The sequence below is a fragment of the Blattabacterium cuenoti STAT genome (assembly GCF_003573915.1).
Classification (GTDB): Bacteria; Bacteroidota; Bacteroidia; order Flavobacteriales; family Blattabacteriaceae; genus Blattabacterium; species Blattabacterium cuenoti_A.
This window is the reverse complement of record NZ_AP014608.1, coordinates 87143-112866: the sequence shown is the minus strand read 5'-3', so window position 1 is coordinate 112866 and position 25724 is coordinate 87143. Positions and strand designations below refer to the sequence as shown.

Sequence of the window (25724 nt, the reverse complement as noted above, 5' to 3'; positions counted from 1 at the left end):
AATTATTTATTATGTGCAGTTTCGTGAATTTTAATATTAATGGATCCCATTATAAACTTCCTGTTATTTATGGAACTTTTTATGAAAAAGCTATTAATATTTCTAAATTAAGGGAAAGTACAGGGTTGATTACATTTGATCCAGGATTAAAAAATACAGGAATTACTAAAAGTTCTATTAGTTTTATAGATGGAGAAAAAGGAGAACTATTATATAGAGGATATCCTATTGAACAAATTATCAATCAATGTTCGTTTATAGAAACAAGTTACCTTATTTTAAATGGAGAACTACCTAATACTGCACAATTAAAATCTTTTTCTGAAAAAGTAAAAAAATTTAGTTTTATTCATCATAAGGATATAAATAAAATACTTGATAACATTCCAGTTTTTTATCATCCAATGGGAATTTTATCTTCTTTAACCTATATTTTAGATGCATTTATGAATTCTATACAGGAAGAAGATCTATATCTTCATTTGTTAGCTAAATTACCTATTTTAGCAGCTTTAACTTATAGAAAAAGAATGGGGTTACCTCCTGTTTGTGCAGATCCTTATCTTGATTATACTTCAAATTTGTTAAAAATGTTTTTTTCTGTTCCCAATAAATCTTATGAACCAAATCCAATTATTTCGGATACTTTGAATAAGATTTTAATATTACATGCTGATCATGAGCAAAATTGTTCTACAACTACCGTTCGTTTATTGGGATCTGTTCATGTTGGATTATTTTCATCTATTTCTGCAGGAATGAGTGCTCTTTGGGGTAAATTACATGGAGGAGCAAATCAAGCTGTAATTGAAATGTTAGAAGATATTTTAAAAAGTGGGGGAAATATAAAAAAATGGATAGAGAAAGCAAAAAATAAAAAAGATCCATTTCGACTTATGGGTTTTGGACATAGGATTTATAAAAATTTCGATCCTAGAGCTAAAATAGCTAAAAAAGTAGCTGAAAATGTAATTCAAAAATTAGGAATTTCTGATCCAATATTGAAATTGGCAAAAAATGTTGAAAAAAAAGCTCTTCAGGATTCTTATTTTTTAGAAAAAAAACTTTATCCTAATATTGATTTTTATTCCGGAATTATTTATCAAGCTATAGGTATTCCAAAAGATATGTTTACTGTTATGTTTGCTTTAGGAAGATTACCGGGGTGGATGGCTCATTGGAAAGAAATGAAATTAAATAAAGAACCAATAGGTAGACCTAGACAAGTTTATACAGGATATAAAAAAAGAAATATAAAATAATTAGTGCGGGCGAAGGGATTCGAACCCTTATGCCTAAATAGGCATCAGATCCTAATTCTGACGTGTATACCGGTTTCACCACGCCCACTTATCTTTTTTTTGAAAGTTATAATAAATTTTAATGAAAATAAAAAGAAGATAATAAGATTTCGTGATTTTTATTTAAAAACTTATATTCTGTATATCTAAATGAATCTTTTGGAATTATTTTAATCCATTTTTTATATTTCAATAACCATTTTTGTTGAATAGAAGGAAAACCTTTTTTTAAAAAAGCTGATACAAAAGAATGAATATGTAATTGGATTCCTTTATGATTTTTATTCTTTATAATAGTTTCTATAACAAATTCTAAATGATGAATATAATCTTCAGGATAATTTTGATATTTTTTATTGTTTATATTTATTTTTTTTAATTCAGGTCTTATTCTACGACGAGTAAATTGAACTAATCCAAATTTATTGGGGGGCAAAATTTGATGTCTTGCTCTATCATTTTTCATTTTTTCTTTTAAATGTTCATACAACTTTTTTTTTTGTATGGAATCATACATATCTATAAAGTCTACTACAATTATACCTCCCATATCTCTTAATCTAAGCTGTCTTGCAATTTCTGTTGCTGCTATTAAATTAATTTTAAATATATTATTAATTCTTTCTGATTTTGTACAATCTTTCATCATATGATTAATCATTCCGCTGTTTACATCTATAACATGTAAAGCTTCAGTATGTTCTATAATAAGATAAGCTCCATTTTCAAGAGGTACATTCTTACCTAAAAAAATTTGTATTTGTTTTTCTATCCCATATTTTTCAAATATGGGAATATTTCCTTTATAATATTTAATTATATTGGTTTTTTTGGGAAAAATGAAAGATAAATATGAATGAATTTCTTTGCAAAGAAATTCATTATTACAAAGAATAGATTTAAAATCATCATTGAATATATCTCTTAATAAACAATAAATTTTATTATTTTCATTCAATACACAAACTGGTGGAATAAATTTTATTAAATTATTTAATGTTTTTTTCCATTTTTTTATTAAAAAAAGAAGCTCTTCATTTAAAACTTTTTCCATTTCGTTATGAGCAGCTGTACGGATAATTATTCCATATTTATTTGGAATGATTTTTTTTATGTAAGAAATCAATCTATTTTTTTCTTTTATATTTTTGATTTTCTTAGAAATAGAAATTTTTTCTGAAAAAGGTATAAGTATTAAATTTCTACCTGGAATACAAATTTTTGTAGTAAGTTTTGGTCCTTTATTAGAAATAGGTTCTTTAGAAATTTGAACTAATATTCTTTGTCCAATATGTAGTATATGATTTATAGAATTTTTTTTTTCTTGATTTTCGGAATTGTCCGATTTTTTTTTAAGATGATTATAAGATGATATTAAATCTAACATTTGATCAATTTGAAATCCAATATCATCATAATGTAAAAAAGCACCTTTTGAATATCCTATATCTATGATAGCAGCATTTAATCCATATAAAATTTTTTTAACTATTCCAAAATAAATATCTCCTACGGAGAATTTTTTATTCATAATATCTATATGAAGTTCAAGTAATTGTCCTTTTTCCAAAAGAGCTATTTTTACTTCTTTTTCTTCTACATCTATAATTAACTCTTTATTCATATATAAAAAAAACAAGGAATTAAGTTATAATTCACATTTTTTTAGAAATTATTATTTCTTTTTATGTCTATTTTTTCTATTTCTTTTTTTTCTTTTATGAGTTGCTATTTTACGTCTTTTTCTTTTTTTTCCGTTTGGCATAATTTTAAACGATTAATGATTAATTCATTGTATTTCCATTTTTATTTATAGGAACATTTTTCTTTACTAATTCCGTAAAAGATTTTGAAGGTTTAAATGCTGGTATATTATGTGCAGGAATTACAATAGACATATCTTTGGATATATGACGTCCAAGTTTTTTCGCTCGATATTTAATAATAAATGATCCAAATCCTCTTAAATAAACATTTTCTCCCGATGTTAAACTTTTCTTTATTTTTTCCATAAATGTTTCTATCACCTTTTGCGTATCAATTCTCTCAGATCCAGTTTCTGATATGATTTCTGTTATTATATCTGCTTTTGTCATGTTAAATCATTATAATATCGAATAACAAAATTCGGTTTCTTAAATATACCCATTTTTTATAAAATTGCTTAAAAATTAAAATCATATGAATTTTTCCAAAAAAATAATAAATTGGTATAAAAAAAACTATAGAAAACTTCCTTGGAGAGAAACTAAAAATCCATATTATATTTTAGTTTCGGAATTTATGTTACAACAAACAAAAGTTTCAAAAACAACTATAAGATATTATTTAAACTTTATAAAAAAATTTCCGAGTTTAGAAAAACTTGCTGAAGCAAAAGAAAAAGATGTATTGAAAAAATGGGAAGGATTGGGTTATTATTTTAGAGCAAAATACTTGCATTCTTTTGCTAAAAAATTAAAAAATGATAAAAAATCTTTTCCAAAAAAGTATAAAGAATTAATAAAATATAAAGGGATTGGTCCGTATACAGGAGCAGCTATGGCTTCTATATGTTTTCATGAAGCTATTCCTGCCATTGATGGAAATGCTTGTAGAGTATTTTCTAGATATTTTGGGGTTTTCAATGATAGTACATCTACTACTATAAAAGATAAATTACGAATAATGGTTTCAAGAATAATGGATTTTGAACATCCAGGAACTTTTAATCAAGCAATTATGGATTTAGGTTCTATTTTATGTACTTCAAAAAATCCTAAATGTTTATTATGTCCAGTTCAAGATACTTGTTTTTCGATTAAAAATGGAACTGTATATAAATTACCTATAAGAAAAATAAAAAAATTTATAAAACATAGATTTTTTTATTATCTTTTTATATATGATCGTAATAAAAATATTTGTTTAAATAAAAGATCAACAGAAGATATATGGAAAGGTCTTTATGATTTTCCTTTAATAGAATCAAAACAAAATCTTTTAATTCATGAAATTATAGATAAAATTTTTAAAAAGTTTAGAGTGAAAGCTAATAATATTTTAGTTTATAAAATAAAACAAAAACTTACTCATCAAATTTTATCAATTCAATTTTTTAATTGTGAGATTTTACAAGATTTTAAGAAATCCATATTTTTTAATAATTTTATCTTTATACCTACAAATCATATAAAAAAATACCCCTTTCCTCGTCCTATTGTTTTATTTTTGAAACATGAAAAAATTATTTAGTTTATTCCCGATAATAAATTAATTCTAATATAATATGAATTTTAGATTTATTTTTGATCATATCAATTTTTATATTTTCTTTTCTAAAAATTATTATCAAAATTTAATCTATTGGAAAAAGAATCTTCGACGAATATTTTTTTAGAAAAAACTTTATATTTAGTTTTTTATCTTGTCTTAATAATAATATTGTTGTTATTTTCTGCATTAATATCTGGATCAGAGACTGCTTTTTTTTGTATTGAAAAAAAAACTCTTGATAAAGAAAGAAAAAAAAATTCCTATAAAGGAAATATTGTATTTCAAATTTTAAGAGAGAAAAAAAAACTGTTAGCTACAATATTAATATCTAATAATTTTTCTAATACTGGAATTGTTATATTAAGTTCTTATTTAATAACAGAATTTTTTCAAAAAAAAAATTTATTTATTTATAAACAATTTCATCTTCCTATTCATTTTCTTTTAGAAGTAGTGGTTCTTACCTTTATTTTACTTTTATTTGGAGAAATAATTCCTAAAATATATGCTAGTAAAAATAACTTTCGTTTTGCTATTTTTATGGCAAAACACTTATTATTTCTTAGTAAAATATTAAGTCCAATTAGTAGAATTATAATTTTAATTTCAAAATCTATAGATGAAAAAATAAAAAAAAAAAAGAATGTTATTTCTGTAAATCAATTATCAAAGGCTTTAAAAATTACATCTTCGAATCCAAAAAATGTTAAAGAACGTAATTTTTTACAAAGAATTGTTGATTTTGGAAATACAGAAACACATCAAATTATGACTCCAAGAATAGATATGTTTTCTTTAAATAAAAATATAAAATTTTCTAATGTTTTAGAATTAGTTCGTGATCAAGGATATTCTCGTATTCCTATTTATAAGAATAGTATTGATGATATAGAGGGGGTTCTTTTTTCTAAAGATCTTCTTCCATTTATTTATCATAAACATTTTCAATGGAATAGACTTATACATCCTCCTTTTTTTGTTCCAGAAAAAAAAAAGATAGATAATCTATTAAGTGATTTTAAAAAAAGAAAAATACATTTAGCAATTGTAGTAGATGAATATGGAGGAACATGTGGATTAGTTACTCTTGAAGATGTAATTGAAGAAATAGTAGGAGATATTATTGATGAATTTGATAAAGAAGATATGTCTTATTCTAAATTGAACCAAAATAATTATTTATTTGATGGAAAAACATCTTTAATTAATTTCTATCGTATTATGGATGTTGAAGAAGAGGTTTTTTTTGAAAATAAAAAAGGAGATGCAGATACTTTAGGGGGATTTATTATGGAAATAAATAAAGAGTTTCCTAAGAAAAAACAAAAAATTAATTTTTTAAATTATTCTTTTATTATAAAAAATATTGATCATAAAAGGATAAAAATTGTAGAAGTAATAAGAAAAAAATGAATTATATCTTGATTTTTTAAAGAAATCAAATGAATTTAATAAATTTATTGTAGAAAAAATAAAATAAATATTATAGCATGAAAAAAAAATTAATTTTTTTTTCTATTACATTAATAATTATATCATATATATCATATTTTTTTTTCAAGAAATTATTTTTGTATCCATCAGAAGAAAAATCTATGAAAGAATTAAGTTATGCTCAACAATATCTTTCTCAAGGAGAGATAGATAAAGCCTTAAATAAAAAAAATATTAAAGTTAATTTAGGATTTTCAGGAATAGCTTCTAAATATCCTTTTACTAAAGCAGGTAATATATCTAAATTTTATGCAGGAATTTGCTATTATAAATTAGGAGATTACAAAAAATCCATAAAAATAATGAATAGTTTTTCTGCGAAAGATGAATTTTTATCCTCTATAAAATACGGAATTATAGGTGACGCTTTTAGTCAAATGAAAAAAAAAAAAGAAGCCTTGAAAAATTATGTTATAGCAGCAAATGTAACGGAAAATGAAATCACAACACCTCTTTATTATTATAAAGCAGCATTATTGAATTTTTATATGAAAAAATATAGTAATTCTAAATTTTTTTTAAAAAAAATAGAAAAAAAATACCCTTCTTTTTTATATAAAAAAAACGTTGAAAAATATATTACGTTTATTGAAAATAAATTATAAATTATCTTTTATGAAGAAAAATCCTGTTTATTCATTAGATTCAAAAAAAATAAAAAATGAAAATTTAAAAATTGCTATTCTTGTTTCTTTATGGAACAAAGAAATTACAAATAGATTATATAAAGGAGCTTATAATACCTTAATTCAATTAGGTATATTAAAAGATAAAATTAAAACTTGGGAAGTTCCTGGAAGTTATGAATTAATTTATTCTTCTAAAAAAATAGCTCATTATTACGATTTTGATTCAATTATCGCGATTGGATCCTTGATACAAGGAGAAACTCCTCATTTTGAATATTTATGCCAAGCAATTTCGCATGGAATTAAAGATATCAATATAATATATGATGTTCCTGTTATATTTTGTGTTTTATCCGATAAAAATAAGCAACAGTCTTTTGATAGATCAGGTGGAAAAAATGGAAATAAAGGAATAGAATGTGCTAAAACAGCTATATATATGTCTTTATTTAGAAAATCTATAAAATGAAAAATGTTATTCAATTTTTACCTGAAAAAGTGATTCATCAAATAGCTGCAGGAGAAGTTATACAACGTCCTTCTTCTGTTTTAAGAGAACTTTTAGAAAATGCTATAGATGCAAACGCAAAAATGATTGATATTTTTATAAAAGATTCAGGAAAAATATTAATTCAATTGATAGATGATGGAACAGGAATGAATATTGATGATGCTAAAATGAGTATTCAAAAACATGCTACTTCTAAAATTAAACATATTGATGATATTTTCAAAATTAAAACAAAAGGATTTAGAGGAGAAGCTTTATCTTCTATAGCATCTATTTCTCAATTAGAAATACAAACTAAAAATAGAGAAAATGCAGTAGGAATACATCTTTTTGTGGAAGAAGGAAAAATACAAAAAAAAGTTCCTATAAATATGCTTCAAGGAACAAGAATTTCTGTTAAAAATATTTTTTATAAATATCCTGTTAGAAGACAATTCTTAAAATCTTCTAGAATAGAATTCCAACATATCATTTATGAATTTTATAAAATTGTTTTAGCACATAGAAATATAACATATCGTTTTTATCACAATGATAAAATTTTATTTTATTTCAAAAAAACATCTTTAATAGAAAGAATCAAAGAAATTTTTAAAAATGAAAAAAAAAATTTAGTTCCTATCCTGATAAAAAAAAATAATTTTTTTGTAGAAGGTTTTGTTAGTATTCCCGATATTTCTATAAAAAAAGGAGATCAATTTTTATTTGTTAATCAACGTTGTATTACTCATTTTTCTTTACATAAAAAAATTACTCATGCTTATGATGGTTTTTTGAAAAGTTTCAAAACTGCTTCTTATTTTATTTTTATTTTTTTAGATTCTAGTTTAATAAATTGGAATATACATCCAACTAAAAAAGAAGTAAAAATAGAAGAAGAAGAGAAAATTGGCGTTATGATTCAACAAGAAATTAAAAGTGTTCTATTTTCTCAATATAAAATAAAAAATAGAGATTTAAAAAATTATGATGTTCTTCTTTCCTGTAAATCAATCAAAACAAATTACTTATCAAATAATTTGTATGATAAACTTTATCATAAAGATAAAGATAAAATTATTCAACTAGAAAATTTTTATCAAAAATTCAATAGTTATGATCCATTATTCAATAATATTAACAATAAAAGTAATTTTCAATTATTAAAAAATGAACTATATCGTTTTGTTTATCATAAGACAAAAATGAATGTTTTTCAGATTAGGAGAAAATATATAATTTGTATTTTGAATAATAAGCATACGATATTAGTGGATCAACATAGAGCACATCAAAATATATTATTTGAATTTTTTTCTAGAAAAAAAAATTTAATCAGTCAACAATTTCTTTTTCCTATAAAAGTAAATCTTTTAAAAGAAGAATCTATTTCTTTAAAAAATATAAAAAATGATTTAACCAATTTTGGTTTTCATTTATATTTTTGTAAAAAATCGGTTTATTTATATTCTGTTCCTGAAAATATACAAAAAAATATGTTGATTGAAATTATTCAAAAAATTATAACATATAATTTTATTAAAGGAGAAAAAAATAATAAAAAAAAACTTATTCAAGTTATATCTAAATACGCATCTATAAAATATGGAATAAAATTATATCCTGAAAAAATGAAGTGTATAATAAAAGATTTATTTTCTTGTCATAATCCAAATTATACATATTCAGGAGATCCCATATTTTTTGTTTTAAACAAAAAATTTTTTTAAAAAGTGAATTTTTGTAAAAATTTCAATTCAGACGCCGTAAAACATTTAATTAGTATTAATATACTTGTGTATACAGCTACTTTTGTTTTTTCACAATATAAAATAGATAGTTTGCTTTCTTTATATCATCCTTTAGACGAGCGGTTTGAGTTATATCAAATTTTTACTCATATGTTTGTACATTCCAAACGACTTTTTTTACATATTATTTTTAATATGTTAGCTTTATTTATGTTTGGAGGACAAATAGAAACTTTATTAGGAGTTAAAAAATTTATAATTATATATTTTTTATCAGGAGTTTTGGCCGCGCTATTTCAAATTATTTTTAATACCGGTGTTTTGTATTATTTTGTTAAAACTTTAGATTTTTCACAAGCATATAAAATATTAGATTATTTAAATGAAGAACAAAAAATGAATCTTTATAGTTCTATGTATTCTCCTATGATGGGTTCTTCCGGAGCCGTAAGTGGAATATTAGGGGTTTTTGCTAAATTTTTTCCAAATCATAAAATTTTCATTCTTCCTTTTCCTTTTCCAATAGCAGTTCGAAAAGCTCTTGTTATTTTTATTTTTGGAAGTTTTATTTCTTCTATTTTTAATTTAGCACCTGGAGTAGCTCACTTTGCCCATATTGGAGGAGTTTTATCTGGTTATTTTATAGGAAGTTTTTTTATGAGAAATAAAAAAAATATTTTTTATTGATTTATTGAACTGATGATTTCTTTTCAGCTTTAAATAAAAAATAAATTAAATATACAAATGAAAATAAAAAAAATAAGGATAAATAAGAATGTTTTCCTTCTATTGTTTTCATTATTCTATCCCAACGAAATTTCCAACTAAATATATTTATAGGATTTTTTCTATCCCAATTTATACTCATCCATATAAATATAGGTTTTCCTACTATATGATCTTCTGGAACAAAACCCCAATAACGAGAGTCATATGAATTATGTCTATTATCTCCCATCATGAAATAATAATTTTTTTTTACTTTATAATATTTTTTTAAAGAAATATCAAATTTTTTAGTTTTCTCATAATTGAAAATTTCATTATAAATGTGAATATTTTTTGAATTTAATTTAATGAATTCTCCTTTTTTAGGAATGTGTAATGGTCCAAAAAAATCTCTATTCCAATTAGAATGATTAGGAAATATATAACGTTCTTTAAAATGAATAGGAAGGATACTTTTTTCTATAAAAATTATATTTTCAAATAAATTTTTTATAGAAACAGCTTTTTTTTCATTTAACATAATTTGATAAAAATATTCATTATTTTTTTCTCCAAAATATTCAATATCTTTGATATCCATATTTTTTTCAAGATATTCTGTATTTAAAGGAATATTTTTTGTTTTAATAAAATAAGCTTGTTGTTTTTCTAAAAAAGGTTTTTCTTTTTTATGATTTACAAATAAGATCCCTTTTTTAATAGAAACTAAATCTCCTGGTAATCCTACACAACGTTTGATATAATGATTTTTTCGATCTATTATTTTATGATTAGAATCTTTAGGAAAATTAAAAACAACTATATCATTTCTTTTTATAGATTGTATAGGAGAAAAACGAAAGTAAGGCCATTGAAAAATAGAAATATAAGATTTTATATTTCCAATAATATTATTATGAGTAAAAGGAATATATATTGGAGATATAGGCATTCGTAATCCATAATGAATTTTACTAACTAGTATAAAATCTCCTACTAGTAAATTTCTTTCCATAGAAGAAGTAGGGATAACAAAAGGTTGAACTATATAAGTATGAGTAATAAAAGAAAAAACCATAGCTAAAAAAATTCCTATATTTTTTTCTTTCTTTTTTAAATCTTCAATTTTAAAAATTGGAATTTTTTTAAAAAAATTTATATAAAAAATATATAATCCGGCAGATAAAAAAAATAAAATAAAAATTCTTTTATTTTTTTTAAAAAAAATATGGATTAAATCCATCCATAAAGTAAAAATTAACATGATACTAGTTAATGGTATGAGTAATAGAAAAATCCACCATATAGATCTTTTATAAATTTTTAAAAGAATAAAAATATTATATATAGGAAGAAGAATCTTCCAGGATTTTATACCAAATTTTTTATAAAAATTCCATGTTCCTAAAACATGAATAACATGTTCAAAAAATAAGAAAATTACACTAAATATAAAATATTGATACATAAAAATATGTTATATTCCTAAAACTTCTTTCATAGAAAAAATACCTTTTTTATTTTGAATCCATTCTGCTGCAATAACAGCTCCTAAAGCAAATCCTTCTCTACTATAAGCTTGATGTTTAATTTTTATTTCCTCTATTTGAGATTTATATTTTACGATATGTATTCCTGGCACATGATCGAGTCTTTTTGATAAAATCAAAATTTGATTTTTTGTTTTTTTCTCATCTAAAATCCATGTTTTTTTCATTTTATTATTTACTATATCTTTTGCTAGAGATATAGCTGTTCCACTAGGTTTATCTATTTTTTCTTTGTGATGAATTTCCTCTATTGTTACTTCATAATCTTTAGAGTATAATTGTAATAGTTTAGATAATTTTTTATTGATTTCGAAAAAAATATTCATTCCAATACTAAAGTTAGAAGAATATAAAAAAGATCCATTTTTTTTTTTACAGATTTCTTTAATAATTTGGATTTTTTCAATCCATCCTGTAGTTCCACTTACAATAGGAATGTTATTTTCTATACAAATTTTTACATTTTTGAATGCAGAATTAGGTAGACTAAATTCTATCGCTACATCTGAATTTGAATTTTTCAATAAATGTAAAGAAGGAGTTTTATCAGAACATAATGAAATTTTATGGTTTCTAATTTCTGCAATTTTTTTTACAGATTTTCCCATTTTTCCATATCCTATTATTGCTATATTCATATTATTTTAATTTGAATAGAATTCATAATTCATTCAAAAAAAGATAGTTTATATTTTTTTTTGATGAAATATCAATTAATTTTATATTTGAATAAAAAAATGAATATAAAAAAAATAATTTCAATTAAATAAATTATATATATAATTGTTATCATATGAAAACAATAAAATAAAAAAGAATAGATAATTATTATATAAGCCCACGTGGTGGAAAAGGTAGACACGCCACTTTGAGGGGGTGGTATCCGGTATAGGATGTGCTGGTTCAAATCCAGTCGTGGGTACAAAATTTTTTCATATGAGAATACGAAATAAATCTGGATTTTTATTTAAATATTGAAAATGAACTTTATATTTTTTCATTCTTCCTAACAATCCAGAAAATTCGTTTTTATCTGCTAATTCGATTCCTATTATTGCAGGACCTTCTTCTTTAGAAGTTTTTTTAGAATATTCAAAATAAGTAACGTCATCTTTAGGTCCTAATATATTGTTTACAAACTCTTTTAAAGAGCCAGCCCTTTGAGGAAATTTTACAATAAAATAATGTTTTTTTTTTTCATACAGAAGGGATCTTTCTCTAATTTCTTCCGTTCTTGTAATATCATTGTTTCCTCCACTTAAAATACATACAATAGTTTTTCCTTTTATTTTATCAGAATAAAAATCTAAGGCAGATATTGAAAGAGCTCCAGCAGGTTCTGCTACAATAGCATCTGAATTATATAAGTCTAAAATTGTTGTGCAAACTTTTCCTTCTGGAATGGTTATAATATCAAATAATATTTGATGACATATATTAAAATTTAATTTTCCTACTTTTTTTACTGAAGCACCATCAATAAATCTGTCTATTGTTTTTAATTCAACAATTTTTCCTTTTTTTAAAGAAAAACTCATGGATGAAGCTCCTTTAGGTTCTACTCCTATAATTTTAGTTTTAGGGCTAATTTCTTGAAAATAACTTCCTACACCAGAAGCTAACCCTCCTCCTCCAATAGGAATAAAAATGTAATCTATCTCTGAAATAGATTGTTGTAAAATTTCTAAGCCAACAGTGGCTTGCCCTTCTATAATTTTAATATCATCAAAAGGATGAATAAAAATTTTTTCATTTTTTTTACAATCTTTTATTGCTTCATAACTAGCTGCATCAAAAGTATCTCCGATCAATAAAATTTCTGTATATTCTTTTCCAAACATTTTTACTCTTTCTATTTTTTGTTTGGGTGTAGTATTCGGCATATAGATTTTACCCGGTATTTTTAGGATATTGCAAGAATAAGCAACTCCTTGTGCATGATTTCCTGCACTAGCACAAATGATTCCTTTTTTTAGATTTTCTAAATGAGATAAACTTTTTAATTTATTATAAGCTCCTCTAATTTTATATGAACGTATAATTTGTAAATCTTCTCTTTTAAGAAAAACACTTGCTTTATACTTTTCTGATAAAATGAAATTTTTTTGTAATGGAGTTTCATAAATAATATTTTTTAATATATTTTTAGCTTTAATTATTTCTTTAGAAGAAGGAAAGTATCCTTTAAATTCATTTTTCAATCTTTTAAAATAAATTATTGAATAAATATTATAAGTTAATTTTGTCTTTTTTTTTCAGGTCTAAGATTTCGAATTTTAGATCCTACTTTCCATAATTCACTTTTTCTAAGATCCTGTAATTCTTTTTGTAATTTTTTTCTATAATCTATGTCACTATTGGATTTAATAATTCTTTTTGCTTCATTTCCAGAAGAAACTTCATGATATAATTCTTGAAATACTGGAAGAGTAGCATCTCTAAATTTTTTCCACCAATCTAAAGCACCTCTTTGTGCCGTAGTAGAACAATTAGCATACATCCAGTCCATTCCGTTTTCCGATACTAAAGGCATCAAACTTTGAGTTAATTCTTCTACAGTTTCATTGAAAGATTCTGAAGGAGAATGTCCTTTTTCTCTTAATATTTGATATTGTGCTGAAAAAATTCCTTGTATAGCTCCCATCAAAGTTCCTCTTTCTCCGACTAAGTCAGAATACACTTCATTTTTAAAATTTGTTTCAAATAAATATCCCGATCCTATTCCAATTCCAATTGATAAAGTTTTTTCTAAACTATTTCCACTATAATCCTGATAAATAGCATAGCTAGAGTTAATTCCTTTTCCTTTTTTAAAAAGTTTTCTTAAACTGGTTCCTGATCCTTTAGGTGCTACTAAAAAAATATCTATTTTTTTAGATGGAGAAATTTTTGTTTGATGACAAAAAGTTAATCCAAATCCATGTGAAAAATATAAAGATTTTCCTTCAGTTAAATATTTTATAAGAATAGGCCAAAAAGAGATTTGACCTGCATCTGATAATAAATACATAAGTATACTCCCTTTTTCAGAGGCTTCTTCTAAAGAAAAAAGATTTTTACCTTCTATCCATCCATCTTTTAATGCTTTTTCCCAAGAAAGAGAATGTTTTCTTTGTCCTACTATAACTTTAAAACCATTATCTCTTAAATTAAGAGATTGTCCAGGACCTTGAATTCCATATCCCAAAACAGAAATAGTTTCTTTTTTTAAAATTTCTATAGCTTTAGATAATGGAAATTCGTCTCTTGTAATGATAGTTTCTTCTATTGATCCGAATTTAATTTTCATAATTTTTATTATTTAATTTTAATATGTTGTATCTAATGGTAAATCCATTTTTTTTCATAAATTTTTTCTTTTAATTTGTAAGAATAAACATGAATAATACCAATTAATTTTTCAATTAATTTTTTGATTTTAAATAATTGATCTTCTTTACATTTTAAGTCTATAACATATTGGTTATTAGTATCAATGGGTTTTTTTTTATTTTTATTAGATATATTAATGTGATCAGTTTTAATGTTTTTTCGATTGAAAATAATAAGAATCCTACTTAATAATCTTGTTTCTTTTTCTCCTAAAATTATTATTCTGAATTTATTTTTCATAATATTTTTTTATATATTATTTTTATATTTTATTTATAATTATCATTAATTCATGTTAAACGAATTTCATCTACAGATGCTCCTGAAGGAATCATAGGAAACACGTTATCTTCTTTTTCAATTATAACTTCTAATAAAAAAGCTTTTTTATGATTTAATGCTTTTTTTACTGAGTTTTCTAGCTCTTCTCTTTTATTTACTTTTTTTGCTTTTATATTATAAGCTTGAGCTAGTTTTATAAAATTTGGATTCACTAATTCTGTACATGAATAACGTTTATCAAAAAAAAGCTGTTGCCACTGACGTACCATTCCTAAAAAATTATTATTTAATAATACAATTTTAATAGGAATTTTATATTCTAAGATAGATCCCATTTCTTGAATTGTCATTTGAAAACCTCCATCACCTACAATACAAAGAATTTGTCTATTTTTAGCTCCTAATTGAGCTCCTATAGAAGCCGGTAAAGCAAAACCCATAGTTCCTAATCCTCCAGAAGTTATTTGACTTTTTTTACAAGTAAAATTGAAATATCTTGAAGCTATCATTTGGTGTTGTCCTACGTCAGTTACAAGAACTGCATTTTTTTTTTTATATTGGTTTATCCATTTTACTACTTCACCCATGGTGATTCCTTTTTTTTTTGGATAAAGATCTCTTTGTATTACTATAGTTTTTTCTTTTCTTTTAAGTTGAAAGAATTTATCTTTCCATTTTGTATGAATAGATTCATTAACATAGAAAATCAATTTTTTTAAAGATAATTTACAATCTCCCAAAATTGGGACATGACATAAGATATTTTTATTGATTTCGGAAGAATCTATTTCTAAATGAATAACTTTAGCTTGCTTAGCATATTTTTTAATATCTCCAGTTACACGATCGTCAAATCGCATTCCTACTGCAATAAGAATATCACATTGATTAGTTAAAATATTAGGAGCATAGTTTCCATGCATTCCTAACATTCCTACATATAAATGATGATTACTATTTAACACTCCTAATCCTAATAGAGTACTAGCTACTGGAATTCCTGTTTTTTCAACAAATTTTTTAAATTCATTTTCTGCTTCTGCTAAAATTACTCCTTGACCTACAAGTACCAAGGGTTTTTTAGCCGAATTAATTAATTTTGCCGCTTCCATAATTTTTTTGTTTTCTATGCAAGGATATGGATGAAAATTTTTTATATATTTACAACGTGTATAATGAAATACAGTTTTTTGAAGTTGAGCATCTTTAGTAATATCTATTAATACAGGTCCTGGTCTTCCTTGTTTAGCTATAAAGAATCCTTTTTGGATTGATTTACAGATATTTTTAGCTTTTAAAACTTGAATATTCCATTTTGTTACAGGAATAGATATATCTATAATATTTGTTTCTTGAAAGGCGTCAGTTCCTAATAAATGAGAGGAAACCTGTCCAGTAATGCAAACAATAGGTGTGCTATCTATTAAAGCATCTGCTAATCCGGTAATTAAATTAGTAGCTCCTGGACCCGAAGTTGTAAAACATACACCGATTTTTCCAGTTGTTCTGGCGTAACCTTGTGCTGCATGAATTAATCCTTGTTCGTGACGCATAAGAATATGCGAAATGGAATTTAAGTAATCGTGTAAGGAATTATATATCGGCATAATCGCTCCTCCTGGATATCCAAATATATATTCTACTTTTTCGTATAAAAGTGCTTTTATTACTATTTCTGAACCATAGAATAACTTTTTTTCCATACTAAAATCAAAAAAAAACTAGAATTAATCTGTAATACATCCTTCAGAAGCTGAAGATACCGTTTTTGCATATTTATATAAATATCCTTTTTTAACTTTTAATAAAGGAGGAATCCATATTCTTCTTCTTTTTTGGATTTCTTCGTTTTTTACTTCAAGAGTAATAATATTATTTTCCGTATCTATTTTGATAAAATCATCATTTTGTACTAAAGAAATTAATCCTCCAGATTGTGCTTCTGGAGTAATATGTCCTACGACAAAACCATGTGATCCTCCTGAAAATCTACCATCTGTAATAAGAGCGACTTTTTTGCCTAAACCAGATCCCATAATGTACGATGTTGGTTTTAACATTTCTGGCATTCCTGGTCCTCCTATTGGTCCTACGTATCGTATTACAATAACAACTCCAGGTAAAACTTCATTATTTATAATAGCTGAATTTGCTTCTTTTTCCGAATTAAAAACACGAGCTTTTCCTCTGAAAATTGTTCCTTCTTTTCCAGTAATTTTAGCTATAGCTCCTTCAGGAGCTAAATTTCCATACAAAATTCTGATATGGCTATTTTTTTTTATGGGTTTATCTAAAGAATGAATAATTTTTTGATTAAAAGTTATATTAGGAATATTTTTCATATTTTCATATAATGTTTTTCCAGTAACAGTTAAACAATCTCCATATAATATTCCTTCATTTAATAAATATTTTATAATAACAGGCATTCCTCCTATATATTTGTGAATATCTTCCATTAAGAATAAACCACTAGGTTTCAAATTTCCAATAAGAGGGACTTGATTGCTAATTTTTTGAAATTCTTTTAAAGAGAAATCAATATTTGCTGATTTAGCAATAGCTAAAAAATGTAAGACTAAATTAGTAGATCCACCTAAACACATTGCCAATTTCACTCCATTTTTTATAGAGTTTTTAGTTACTATATCTTTTGGTTTAATGTTTTTTTTTAATAGATTTTTAATATGTTTAGAAACTTCTTTACATTCTATTTTTTTATTTTCACTTGTTGAAGGAGAAGAAGAAGAATAAGGAAGCATCATTCCCATAGTTTCTAAGGCAGAAGCCATAGTATTTGCCGTATACATACCTCCACAAGCTCCTGGACCTGGACAAGAATTTTTTACGATATTTTTGTATTCATTTTCGGAAATTTGAAAAGTATTTTTTTTTCCTAAAGCTTCAAAAGAAGAAATTATATCTAATTTTTTTCCATTATAATTTCCAGAAGAAATACTTCCTCCATATACGATAATAGATGGTCTATTCAATCTCAGTAAAGCAATCATAACTCCTGGTATATTTTTATCACATCCAGGTATAGCTATTACTCCATCATAATGATGAGAATCTACTACAGTTTCTATACTATCTGCTATTAATTCTCTAGAAGGAAGTGAATACCTCATTCCTGAAGTTCCCATGGTAATTCCATCGCTTACTCCAATAGTAGAAAATTGAAATCCTACTAGATCTTTAGTTATAACCGATGATTTTATTTTTTCGGATAATTTATATAAATGCATATTACAAGGATTTCCTTCATACCAATTACTAACAATTCCTATTTGGGCCTTACAAAAATCTAATTCTTTTAATCCTGTAGCATATAACATAGCATGTGCTGCTGGTAAATTAGATTCTTTTGTAATTTTTTGGCTAAAATTGTTAATTTTTTTTTTCATGAATTTTTATTAAAAATAAAAGATCACTCCGAGCTATAAAAAGTGGGGATAAAAAAACCGAATTTGAATAGCTTTATGAGAGTGAATTCTGAAATTTTTTTTAATTATGTAATATGCAAAAATATGAAAAAAATAGATTATATAAAAGAGGATTTTATGTTTTTATTTTAAAATATTATTATTTTTTCAATTTATTAATAAATATATTATAAAGTTTATAATAATAAAAATATAATAAATTATTGTGGATATATATTTTCAATTTAAAAAATTAAGGAATATAAAATCATAGAGATGATTCCTGATCCGATTAATTCTTTTCCAAGATACCAAACAGCAAATTGCCCCTCCGTTATAGCACATTGCATATTTTCAAATTCGATAAACATTCCTTTTTTTATTTTATATAATTTTGATTTTTGTAATGGCTGTCTATAACGAATTCTACAAAGAACATTCATTTTTTCTCCTTCGAAAATTGAAAGGTCTTTTCGAACCCAATGAATATTATTTTCCTGAATAAACAAAGATTTTCTATATAATCCTGGATGTTTTTTTCCCATTCCTGTATAAACGATATTTTTTTTTACATCAGTATCTATAACAAAAAGAGGTTCTTTATAGCCTCCTAATGCTATTCCCTTACGTTGTCCTTTAGTAAAATAATAGGCACCTTGATGATAACCAATTATTTTTCCATCTGATTTTTTATATATTTTTTTTTTCGATAGAAAAAATAATTCTTCTTCTTTAGAAAAAAAATTTTTTTTTTCATGATATACTGAAGCAGTAGAATTAATATATATTATTTCTCCCTTTTTTGGAGTGATTTTTTTTTTAAGAAAATTAAATAAATGAATTTTACCTACAAAACATAATCCTTGAGATTCTTTTTTATGAGCATTCCATAATTTATGCACTTCTGCTATTTTTCTTACTTGGTTTTTAGTTAATAAACCTAATGGAAATAGGGATTTTTTTAACTGATATTGTGTTAATTGACATAAAAAATATGATTGATCTTTATTAAAGTCTTTTCCAATCAAAAGACGATAAATTATTTTTCTGTTTTTTATAATTTTTTCTTTATTAACATAGTGTCCTGTAGCAATAAAATTAGCTCCTAAATTAAGAGATTTTTTCAAAAAAATGTTAAATTTTATTTTTTTGTTACATAAAATATCTGGATTAGGAGTTTTTCCTAAACTATATTCATTAAACATATAATTTATAATATGTTTTTTGTATTCATTTTTCATATCGATTATTTGAAAAGGAATATCTAATTGCTTAGCTACTAACATAGCGTCAATGCTATCTTCTTTCCAAGAACATTTATGATGATGATTAAAATCATCTTCCTCCCAATTATGCATAAATAAACCAATAACTTCATAACCCTTATTTTTTAGGATTAATGCAGCAACACTTGAATCTACGCCACCTGAAAGGCCAACTACTACTTTTTGCATCATAATAAAAATTGATAAAATAATAAAGAATCTTATTAAAATAAAAATAGAATTGTAGAGGAACTAATAATTATTCAATAAATGAAAAAATAAAGGATTTTTTAAGAAAACATTTCTCTTACATGATCAAAAAATGATTTTTCTGAATTTCCGGGATGGGGAAGAAAATTTTCATTTTTTCTTATTTTTTCAAAGAATTTTCTTTGTTCCTCATTAATTTTTTTTGGAGTCCAAACATTAACATGAATAAAAAGGCTTCCATATCCATATCCTTCAATATTAGGTAATCCTTTATTTTTTAATCTAAGAGTTTTTCCTGATTGTGTTCCTGAATCTATTTTTATTCTTGCTTTTCCATTAATAGTTGGAACCTCTTTTAAAGCTCCTAATATTGCGTCTGGAAATGATATATACAAATCATAATGAAGATTACACCCTTCTCTTTTTAATTTAGGATGAGGAATCTCCTCAATTAATACAATCAAGTCTCCAGAAATTCCACCAAATGGGGCTTCATTTCCTTTCTCAGATACTTTTAATTGAATTCCTTCTGTAAGACCTGCTGGAATCTTAATATTCACTAATTCTTCCTCTTTAATTAATCCATGTTTATTGGCTCCATAAGGAATATTTCCTATAATTTTTCCAGTTCCATTACATATCCCGCATTGTGAAGTAGTTTGCATTCTTCCTAAAATAGTATTAGTGATTCGGATTATTTGACCAGTTCCATTACAAGATGAACAATTTTTAAATTTGATTCCTTTAGAAACTTTTAATCTTTTAACTTTAACTTTTTTTTCTATTCCATTAGCTATTTCTTCTAATGAAAGTTTTACTCTTATTCTTAAATCACTTCCCTTGATAGTTCTGTGTCTACTTGATTTTCCAAATCCAAAACTAGAAAATCCTTCACCAAATGCATCTGCAAAAATATCTCCAAAATTATCAAAGATATCTTCCATATTCATTCCTGAACCCGAACTACTTCCTTTTATTCCGGAATGTCCAAATTTATCATAACGTTGTCTTTTTTCTGAATTACTTAATACTTCGTAAGCTTCAGCCGCTTCTTTAAATTTTTCTTCTGCTTCCTTTTTATTATCTAAATTTTTATCTGGATGATATTTTATTGCTAGTTTTCTATAAGCTTTTTTTATTTCTTCTGGAGAAGCATTTTTAGAAACTCCTAATACTTCGTAATAATCTTTTTTCATCATGAAGATAAAATTAATTATTTTCCTATAATGACTTTAGCGTGTCGTATGACTTTTCCTTTTAGAATATATCCCGCTTCTATGATTTCTATAATTTTTCCTTTTAAATCTTCCGTAACAGCTGGAATTTGTGTTATAGCTTCATGAAAATCTGTATTAAAATCATCTCCTTTTTTTATCTTTATTTTATTTAATTCTTTTTCCTTTAAAATATTAATGAATTTCTCTTGTATCAAAAAAATTCCTTTTACTGGATGTTCTTCTTGATATTTTTTTAATTCTTTAATTCCTCTTTCAAAATCATCTAAAATTGGAATTAAATCTATAAGAATTTGTTCATGAACATCTCTAAAAATATCAAATCTTTCTTTTTGGATCCGTTTTTTGTAATTTTCGAATTCTGCAAAAAGACGTAAGAATTTATCTTTTTCTTTTTCGAATTCTTTTTTCAGAAATTCAATTTCTTTTTTCAATGGATCATAAGTTTCTTTTTTTTTACAAAAAGAAGGTTTTATCTTATTTATTTCATTAGTAGAATATGGTTTTGACTGTTCTTCAGTATTTTTTTGATTAATGTTCATAATATAAAAATATTTTCAAAATAATTCTATGGACTGTAATTAGCAAAAGATTTGCCAAAAATTATAATTGTGTCATAATGACAAAAAATATTTGATAAATCAAATTATAGGATTGAATTTTAAATGTTTTCTAATGAAATTTAATCTTTCTTCAGCTATTTTTTTTGCTTTTTTAGCACCTGAATCTAAAATATGATCCAATAAAGATTTATTTTTTATGAAAGAAAAAAATTTTTTTCTTTCCGACGAAAATTTATGAATGATGTATTCATATAATGCAATTTTTGCCTCGAAATAGCTATATCCTCCTTTCATATATTTTTTTTTCATAATCTCTATTTTATCTACAGGAGCTATCAAACTATATAAAGAAATAATATAATCAGTTTCTGGGTTTTTTTTCTCTTTTACAGACTTACTATCTGTACGAATACTCATAATTTGTTTTTTCAAAATTTCATCTGAAGAAAAAATATTAATACAGTTTTTCTTAGATTTGCTCATTTTTGTTCCATCTGTTCCTATTACAAACATTTTTTTTTGTAAAAAAGCATTAGGTAATACAAATAATTGTTTTCCTATTTTTTTATTAAAATAATAGGCAATACGACGAGCTATTTCTATATGTTGTAATTGATCTTTTCCTACTGGAATAAGTTTTGCGTTATAAAGTAAAATATCAGCAGCCATTAAAATAGGGTAAGTAAATAAACCAACACTTATTTTTTTTTTATCTATTTCTTTTATTTCTTTTTTAAAAGCATGTGCTAATGTAAGTCTTTTATATGGATAAAAACAATTAAAATACCAAGCTAATTCGGTAACGGAAGAAATATCTGATTGTCTATAAAATAAACAATTATCTATGTTTAATCCAAAAGCTAACCATGCTGCTGCAATTTGATAAGTATAATTTTTAATGGTACTTATACTTTCTTTTTCCATTTGAATCATAGAATGTAAATCCGCTATAAATATAAATGAAGAATGTTTTGCATTTTTATTAGCTATAGATACAGATGGAATAATAACACTTAAAATATTTCCTAAATGAGGAGTTCCTGTACTTCTAATTCCTGTTAACATTATTTTTTTTTCCATAAAAAAATTATGTGATATTTCGTTCAAAATGTTTTATTTTCTTTAATTTAATTTAAAGATTCTAATCCGCTTATAATTTCAAGTATTTCTTTAGTAATGGCAGTTTGTCTTTCTTTATTATAATTTAATATTAGATCTTGTTTAAGATCGGAAGCGTTTTCTGTTGCTTTATGCATAGATATCATACGGGATGTATGTTCTGCTATGATAGATTCAAAAAAAATTTTTAATAATTTTGTATTTAAAAATTTTGGAATTATAAAATTAATTATTTCTTCTTGAGAAGGTTCTAGAATATAGGAAAATTCTAGTGTTTTTTTTCTAAAATTTTTGAAATCGATTGGTAAAAATTTTTCTATTACTACTTCTTGTAGAAATGATTTTTTCAAATGATTATATATTAAATAAATAGAAGAAAATTTTCTTTTTAAAAAATTAAAAATTAACTCTGATACTAAAAATTGTACTTTTTTATAGAATAAATTACTTTCTATCCAATTTTGATCGTATATATTATATTTTTTGTTTTTACATAAAAAATCAAAACCTTTTTTTCCAATAGGAAAAAATAAACATTCATTATGTAATTTTTCTTCTCTTTTAAAAAGAGAATTAATTTTTGAAAAAATTAAAGAATTAAAAGTTCCACATAATCCACGATCAGAGGTAAATACAATAAATAATTTTATTTTTCCTTTTTTTGAAAAAAATTGATTTTTTTCAATATTTTTTTTATTTTCTATCAATAGAAGATCGAAAAAAATTGATTTTATGGAATCTAAATAATTTCTTACCTTTTCTAGCGATTTTTTTGTTTTTCGTAATTCTACTATAGAAATCATTTTCATTGCTTCTGTAGTCTTTATAACTGATTCTGTAGATAATATTCTTCTCTTGATTTCTTTTGGATTAGACATAAAATAAAAATTAAGAAACGTATTTATCATTTAATTTTAAGGCTACTGTTTCTAAAATATCAGATATTTTTTTATCAAAAATTCCATTTCTTATAGAATTTAAAACACTTTCATATTTTTCGTTTAAATAAAAAAGATATTCTTTTTCAAAATCTGAAATTTTATTAAAAGGAATATTTTTAAGTAAATTTTTAGTTCCAGCATAAATAATCGCTATTTGATCTGCTATATCATAAGGAGTATGAGGGGTTTGTTTTAAGATCTCTATATTAATTCTTCCTTTTTTTAGAATATTCATAGTAGATGAATCTAGTTCAGCCCCAAATTTTGAAAAAGATTCTAATTCTCTAAATTGAGCTTGATCTAATTTTAGAGTTCCAGATATTTTTCTCATAGATTGAATTTGTGCAGCCCCTCCTACACGAGAAACAGATATACTTTCATTAATTGCAGGACGAATTCCAGAGTGGAATAAGTCTTTTTCTAAGAAAATTTGACCATCTGTAATAGAAATAACATTAGTAGGAATATAAGAAGATATATCTCCAGATTGAGTTTCAATAATAGGTAAAGCGGTTAAAGAACCTCCACCTTTTATTTTTTTTCTAATAGAAAGTGGAATGTCATTCATTTTTTCAGCCATTTTTTGATCTTTTATAATTTTAGCTGATCTTTCTAAAAGACGAGAATGTAAATAAAAAACATCTCCTGGATAGGCTTCTCTACCAGGTGGACGTCTTAACAATAGGGACATTTCTCTATAAGAAACTGCTTGTTTTGAAAGATCATCATATATTATTAAAGAAGAACGACCTGTATCCCGAAAGTATTCTCCGATTGCAGTTCCAGAAAAAGGAGCAAAAATTTGCATAGAAGCGGGATCAGAAGAAGTAGAAGAAACTATAATTGTATAAGGCATAGCTCCTTTTTCTTGTAATATTTTTGAAATCCTTGCTATAGTAGAACCTTTTTGACTAATAGCTACATAAATACAATAAACAGGATGATTTTTTTCAAAAAATCTTTTTTGATTAATAATTGTATCAATAGCTATGGTTGTTTTTCCAGTTTGTCTATCTCCAATAATTAATTCTCTTTGTCCTTTTCCTATAGGAATCATAGAATCTATAAACTTTATTCCTGTTTGAAGAGGTTCTTGAACCGGTTCTCTATAAATTACTCCTGGAGCTTTTCTTTCCAACGGCATTTCAAATAATTTTCCTTCTATAGGTCCTTTTCCATCTATAGGATTTCCTAATACATCTACAACACGTCCTAACATATTTTCTCCTACTTTAATCGAAAAAATTTTTCCAGTTCTTTTTACGGTATCTCCTTCTTTCAATTTTTTTGATGAACTAAATAAAACAATGCTAACATGATCTTCTTCTAAGTTTAGAACCATTCCTTTAATTCCAAAATGGAATTCCACTAGTTCTCCATAAAAAGCGGAATTTAATCCAAAGGCCCGAACAATTCCATCTCCTATTTGAACAATAATACCAGATTCAGTTAATTTTGATTCAAATTGAAAATTTGATAATTCTTCCTTAAGAATTGAAGATATTTCAGAATATTTTAAATCTGACATATGAGGATAAAAACTTTAATTTTGTTTAACTAATTATATTTATGATTTTGAAATACGTATTTTTGAATACATAATAACTGTTCTTGAACACTGAAATTCCATTCTTTATATCCTATACGAAATATAAAACCTCCAATAATAGATTTATCTATTTTATTAATGATATAAAATTTTTTTTTGTTTTTTTTGTTATATAATTTATGTGCAATCATTTTTTTTGTTTCCTCTTTCAAGGGAAAAGCAGAAATTACGATAGATTTAACAAATCCTTTTCGATTTTCTTCGTATATCCTATTAAATTCTAAAAAAATTTCTTTTAAAAAAGATTCTCTCTTTTTTAGGATGAGAATTTTAGTAAATTTAAAAAGTAAAGCATCAAAATTATAGAATATTTTTTTGAAAATTTCTATTTTTTTTTCAGTATATAATAGATCTGTGTTAATAATTGTATGTATGTATGTATTTTTTTTTAAAAATGTAGATACTTTGTTTAGTTTTTGATAAAAAAATTCAATATTATTATCATTCATATTCGTAATAGAATATTCGAAAAAAACTCTTGCATAATGTTGAATGATTTTTTGATTTTTATTTGATAACATTTCA

At 24.2% G+C, this 25724-nt stretch carries 23 protein-coding genes and 2 tRNA genes; 8 read left to right on the top strand and 17 right to left on the bottom strand.

Features of this window, described 5'->3' with window-relative positions; translation table 11 throughout:
• Nucleotides 1–11 precede the first annotated feature (11 nt).
• A complete protein-coding gene (locus tag STAT_RS00485; protein WP_119305332.1) occupies nt 12–1262 on the top strand; it encodes a citrate synthase in 1251 nt (416 codons plus the stop codon).
• 4 nt (nt 1263–1266) lie between these two features.
• Here the strand turns inward: STAT_RS00485 and STAT_RS00480 are convergent.
• From STAT_RS00480 to STAT_RS00470, 3 genes are all read right to left on the bottom strand, one after another.
• A tRNA-Leu gene (locus STAT_RS00480) sits at nt 1267–1350 on the bottom strand.
• A 30-nt stretch (nt 1351–1380) separates the two neighbouring features.
• Complete coding sequence (locus STAT_RS00475) at nt 1381–2925, bottom strand: Rne/Rng family ribonuclease (RefSeq protein ID WP_119305331.1); 1545 nt, start codon at nt 2923–2925, stop codon at nt 1381–1383.
• Between the two features lie 160 nt (nt 2926–3085).
• Nucleotides 3086–3397 (bottom strand): HU family DNA-binding protein, encoded by a 312-nt coding sequence (locus STAT_RS00470; protein ID WP_119305330.1) that lies wholly within the window; start codon nt 3395–3397, stop codon nt 3086–3088.
• Nucleotides 3398–3482: 85 nt separating this feature from the next.
• Between STAT_RS00470 and mutY the strand changes: the two genes are divergently transcribed.
• The 6 genes from mutY to STAT_RS00440 all read left to right on the top strand — a co-directional run bounded on the left by mutY (nt 3483) and on the right by STAT_RS00440 (nt 9607).
• Nucleotides 3483–4535: an A/G-specific adenine glycosylase gene (gene mutY, locus STAT_RS00465; RefSeq protein ID WP_119305329.1), complete on the top strand. Its 1053-nt coding sequence runs from the start codon at nt 3483–3485 to the stop codon at nt 4533–4535.
• A 111-nt stretch (nt 4536–4646) separates the two neighbouring features.
• A complete protein-coding gene (gene gldE / locus STAT_RS00460; protein WP_119305328.1) occupies nt 4647–5969 on the top strand; it encodes a gliding motility-associated protein GldE in 1323 nt (440 codons plus the stop codon).
• 77 nt (nt 5970–6046) lie between these two features.
• Complete coding sequence (locus STAT_RS00455) at nt 6047–6655, top strand: tetratricopeptide repeat protein (RefSeq protein ID WP_119305327.1); 609 nt, start codon at nt 6047–6049, stop codon at nt 6653–6655.
• A 10-nt stretch (nt 6656–6665) separates the two neighbouring features.
• Nucleotides 6666–7148 carry a 6,7-dimethyl-8-ribityllumazine synthase gene (gene ribH, locus STAT_RS00450; RefSeq protein WP_119305814.1) on the top strand — a complete coding sequence of 161 codons (483 nt, stop codon included), beginning with the start codon at nt 6666–6668 and terminating at the stop codon, nt 7146–7148.
• Nucleotides 7145–8899, top strand: a complete 1755-nt coding sequence (gene mutL / locus STAT_RS00445) for a DNA mismatch repair endonuclease MutL (protein WP_119305326.1) — start codon at nt 7145–7147, stop codon at nt 8897–8899. The genes ribH and mutL overlap by 4 nt, the downstream gene beginning before the upstream one ends.
• A gap of 3 nt (nt 8900–8902) precedes the next feature.
• A complete protein-coding gene (locus tag STAT_RS00440) occupies nt 8903–9607 on the top strand; it encodes a rhomboid family intramembrane serine protease (protein WP_119305325.1) in 705 nt (234 codons plus the stop codon).
• A gap of 1 nt (nt 9608) precedes the next feature.
• Here STAT_RS00440 and lepB read toward each other — a convergent pair whose 3' ends face one another.
• Both lepB and dapB read right to left on the bottom strand, forming a co-directional pair.
• Nucleotides 9609–11096, bottom strand: a complete 1488-nt coding sequence (gene lepB / locus STAT_RS00435) for a signal peptidase I (protein WP_119305324.1) — start codon at nt 11094–11096, stop codon at nt 9609–9611.
• Between the two features lie 9 nt (nt 11097–11105).
• On the bottom strand, nt 11106–11816 hold the full coding sequence (dapB, locus tag STAT_RS00430) for a 4-hydroxy-tetrahydrodipicolinate reductase (protein ID WP_119305323.1): 711 nt from the start codon (nt 11814–11816) through the stop codon (nt 11106–11108).
• 198 nt (nt 11817–12014) lie between these two features.
• Here dapB and STAT_RS00425 point away from each other — a divergent pair.
• Nucleotides 12015–12100, top strand: a tRNA-Leu gene (locus tag STAT_RS00425).
• A 10-nt stretch (nt 12101–12110) separates the two neighbouring features.
• Here STAT_RS00425 and ilvA read toward each other — a convergent pair.
• From ilvA to atpH, 12 genes are all read right to left on the bottom strand, one after another.
• Nucleotides 12111–13379: a threonine ammonia-lyase gene (gene ilvA / locus STAT_RS00420; protein WP_119305322.1), complete on the bottom strand. Its 1269-nt coding sequence runs from the start codon at nt 13377–13379 to the stop codon at nt 12111–12113.
• A gap of 35 nt (nt 13380–13414) precedes the next feature.
• A complete protein-coding gene (gene ilvC, locus STAT_RS00415) occupies nt 13415–14467 on the bottom strand; it encodes a ketol-acid reductoisomerase (RefSeq protein WP_119305321.1) in 1053 nt (350 codons plus the stop codon).
• Between the two features lie 32 nt (nt 14468–14499).
• On the bottom strand, nt 14500–14790 hold the full coding sequence (locus tag STAT_RS00410) for an acetolactate synthase (RefSeq protein ID WP_244273568.1): 291 nt from the start codon (nt 14788–14790) through the stop codon (nt 14500–14502).
• A 50-nt stretch (nt 14791–14840) separates the two neighbouring features.
• Entirely contained in the window at nt 14841–16535 is a 1695-nt protein-coding gene (gene ilvB, locus STAT_RS00405; protein WP_119305320.1) for a biosynthetic-type acetolactate synthase large subunit, read from the bottom strand.
• 24 nt (nt 16536–16559) lie between these two features.
• On the bottom strand, nt 16560–18239 hold the full coding sequence (gene ilvD, locus STAT_RS00400) for a dihydroxy-acid dehydratase (protein WP_119305319.1): 1680 nt from the start codon (nt 18237–18239) through the stop codon (nt 16560–16562).
• Between the two features lie 263 nt (nt 18240–18502).
• Nucleotides 18503–19711: a tRNA 2-thiouridine(34) synthase MnmA gene (mnmA, locus tag STAT_RS00395; RefSeq protein WP_119305813.1), complete on the bottom strand. Its 1209-nt coding sequence runs from the start codon at nt 19709–19711 to the stop codon at nt 18503–18505.
• A gap of 101 nt (nt 19712–19812) precedes the next feature.
• Entirely contained in the window at nt 19813–20931 is a 1119-nt protein-coding gene (dnaJ, locus tag STAT_RS00390) for a molecular chaperone DnaJ (protein WP_119305318.1), read from the bottom strand.
• 14 nt (nt 20932–20945) lie between these two features.
• Nucleotides 20946–21509: a nucleotide exchange factor GrpE gene (locus STAT_RS00385; RefSeq protein ID WP_119305317.1), complete on the bottom strand. Its 564-nt coding sequence runs from the start codon at nt 21507–21509 to the stop codon at nt 20946–20948.
• Nucleotides 21510–21608: 99 nt separating this feature from the next.
• Entirely contained in the window at nt 21609–22610 is a 1002-nt protein-coding gene (trpS, locus tag STAT_RS00380; RefSeq protein WP_119305316.1) for a tryptophan--tRNA ligase, read from the bottom strand.
• 47 nt (nt 22611–22657) lie between these two features.
• The gene (gene atpG, locus STAT_RS00375; protein ID WP_119305812.1) at nt 22658–23527 is read right to left on the bottom strand and encodes an ATP synthase F1 subunit gamma; all 870 of its coding nucleotides are present in this window, start codon (nt 23525–23527) and stop codon (nt 22658–22660) included.
• Between the two features lie 10 nt (nt 23528–23537).
• A complete protein-coding gene (gene atpA / locus STAT_RS00370; protein WP_119305315.1) occupies nt 23538–25118 on the bottom strand; it encodes a F0F1 ATP synthase subunit alpha in 1581 nt (526 codons plus the stop codon).
• A gap of 29 nt (nt 25119–25147) precedes the next feature.
• Entirely contained in the window at nt 25148–25720 is a 573-nt protein-coding gene (gene atpH / locus STAT_RS00365) for an ATP synthase F1 subunit delta (protein ID WP_119305314.1), read from the bottom strand.
• Nucleotides 25721–25724: the final 4 nt, after the last annotated feature.